The sequence below is a fragment of the Pseudomonas sp. ES3-33 genome, from assembly GCF_000952175.1.
GTDB lineage: Bacteria > Pseudomonadota > Gammaproteobacteria > Pseudomonadales > Pseudomonadaceae > Aquipseudomonas > Aquipseudomonas gregormendelii.
Genome location: NZ_JZRI01000015.1, coordinates 1 through 2684, shown reverse-complemented (window position 1 = coordinate 2684; position 2684 = coordinate 1). Strand labels below are relative to the sequence as shown.

Annotated in this window: 2 protein-coding genes and 1 pseudogene; all 3 read left to right on the top strand. The window is 50.3% G+C overall.

Annotated features, from left to right (window positions below):
* Positions 1–124: 124 nt before the first annotated feature.
* Positions 125–547, top strand: a pseudogene (locus UB23_RS02195) (integrase domain-containing protein); the annotation flags it as partial.
* Complete coding sequence (locus UB23_RS02190; RefSeq protein ID WP_045057709.1) at positions 544–903, top strand: hypothetical protein; 360 nt, start codon at positions 544–546, stop codon at positions 901–903. The pseudogene UB23_RS02195 and the gene UB23_RS02190, both read left to right, overlap by 4 nt.
* Positions 904–1148: 245 nt before the next feature.
* Positions 1149–1763 (top strand): hypothetical protein, encoded by a 615-nt coding sequence (locus UB23_RS02185; RefSeq protein WP_045057708.1) that lies wholly within the window; start codon positions 1149–1151, stop codon positions 1761–1763.
* Positions 1764–2684: the final 921 nt, after the last annotated feature.

The following is a 2684-nucleotide window of genomic DNA, read 5'->3' as shown; positions in this document are numbered from 1 at the left end:
GAATAATCCTGCGTTGCTGCCTGCCTTAAGGGTGGCCGGATGAGCGTGGAATGGGTGGCCGGATCATCGTGGAATCAGTGGCCGGATGTTTATGGAATAGGTGGCCGGATGGCCGTGGAATCCGCAATTCGGCAAGATCAACATCCAGGACGGCACCAAAGGTGGCCGTTCAGGCGCGTCAGCACCTCGTTGGATTACGGTAAATGATCATATTCGTGACGCCCTGAGGTTTGCCGAAAAGGTCTCGCCCGACGATAGCCGCAACCTGCTTGCACCGAACGAACGCTACCTCGATTTCTTGCAGGGAGTCGTCCGCCCCGCACGGAACATCCTGCATCAGCACAACCTCAAAGGCTTCCACGAATTGCGCGCGGCTTACGCCTGCGAACGCTATGAGCAGATCACCTGTCACCTAGCGCCTATCAACGGCGGCAGATGCAGCCAACTAGATCTGCGACTTGACCGAGAGGCACGCTCACAAATCAGTTATGAACTGGGGCATGGTCGAATCGACGTGATATCGGCCTACATTGGTGGTCGACAATGAGCAAGCCATTCGATATAGAGCTGTTCCTAGCGGGCGTACTCACCGGGTCGCATACCACGCGCCAGCGTCACCTTCGCCAAGCGAAGGCTATTCAAGCGGAGATATCTAAGCGCTGGAACAAAGATAATCCATGGACTTGGCAGCGAAAGCATCTCGCATGGTTTCTAAACCGTCACATGAACCAGCACGCTGAATCGACACGCTACTACTATCTGCTGACCGTGCATTTACTCACTCTTCGCTTAGGAAAACCCTGGCAATTCAACCTCGAGGCGAAGGGCAACAACCGGCCAGAAGCAGCTGTTCGGCTTCACATTTCGCAAAGACCCAAGGTGCCCATCCTCGCTCCTAAGTAAGCAGCTGTCCCTGGCTGCCGTACTATTGCGTCAAATACCGAGGTTGCCTTGGCCACCGCAGTAAGGGCACAAGTACACTGCGAATAGCGCCCCCCCCAAGACGAGATCGCCTTCAACGGCGGCATGTATGCGCATTGATAAGCTAGCGTGGCGTCGTAGCACCAATCTGCATCGCAATTCCGCATAACATGGCATCATTGCCATACCAGCCGCGAAACGTTAACAGTCCTTTACGAGAAAAAAAGATGGAATACGCTACATTCCTTGCAGACCTCAGCAAACTCACCTCTATTAGCAGTAGTACAATCACCTACGACAAGGAAATTAGTGCCGACGTACATCCTACAAATTTTTTGGTCCGAACCTTTTTCGACTCCAATCTGGATATCGCTCCTCTCATCATAGTCTCGGAACCGACTTCTCTTCATTACCATGTAGTTCATAACGCATCCGAGCGTTTGGCTGCAGAATTTTTCCCCTTTATACAAAAAGTCAAAAGTCAAGAAGCCAGTTTAGAGAAATTTGCTAATATCTCTAAGTTTATGGCTTCCGTATCTCAACATGGAATGCAGCACTTGCCGTTCATCGCTGCTAAACCTAGTCTCAGCCCGGTACAGTCCGCCGTAATGGCCACCGAAACCATTATCGAAGGATGGGATACATTGTCGGACCTTCTCAAAATCAAAAAGAATTTTAGAAAGTTTCTTTCGCTGCTCGAAAGAAGTCTAATTTTGGAGTGTTCCAACTTAGATCGGGAAGTATTATCCCTTGTGACATACGAGTCAGGAAACAGAAAGGATATATTTATAAATATCGACAAAGCCCAGATCGAGTCACGATTAAATATTAAAATTTGGTAACTTTACCAGGACCGCAACGAAAAACACGATCCTATGCAATTTTTAGAGCTGCTGACCAACCAAGCGCTGGCAGATTTTACGTAGCAACGCAGACTACAAAATGGTGCACACGTTTTCACACAGCCTGGGTCGATAGCTGCCTGCCAGGAAGGACTGTTTTCGACCTCAAGCGGTAATTTTCCATGATTCGCGTTGACTCGACAGGCATCCCCCTGAACGGCTCCCACCACCGCCTCGCCCCCAATCGTAGTTCGATTCTTTGCCAAGCAGCATCGCATACTGAAAGCGTTGTTACGTAATATCTGCCAGCATTTGGTTAGTTGGCAGACCTTAAATCTACATAGGAATGGGATTTTCGCTCCTGCTCCGACTATCAAACGTGCTCTAAAACGTTTTCACACAGCCCGGACCGATGGCTGCCGGTTAGATAAGGTCCAATCCCTTCACTCGAGCCCGGCCGTGTTTGATATGACCTGCGTTTCGCTGATCGCGTGAAGCGCTCCCCGCACGCTCTCACCTACCTTTGCAGCATTTTTAATGCTCAGCCCACAGAGTTGGCTCCGTGCCTGCCGCATCGAAGTCTTAGCCGGCGGTGCCACGATCTACTTCATACGGGCTCAGGCAGCGAAACGTAGAAGCCTTCAACAAGGTCAACGGCAACCCGGTCACACTGTACCAGGTCGTGCAAAACCACCTCGGAGAGTTCAGCTCACACCAGGTGTTCGAATTGCAAAAAATGACCCGCCTAGAACCCCTGACCGACATGCAGTGCACCGCAAAAACCTTTTACCTGTGGCACCACGCCTTGACTCTCAGTGAGTCGGCGAAAATATGGTTGCGTTGTACGTCGATTCTAATATAGCGTATTGCCACTGCTTTTTTTCAAGGTTTCAAAAGTAGATCTGTCTCTTATACACATCT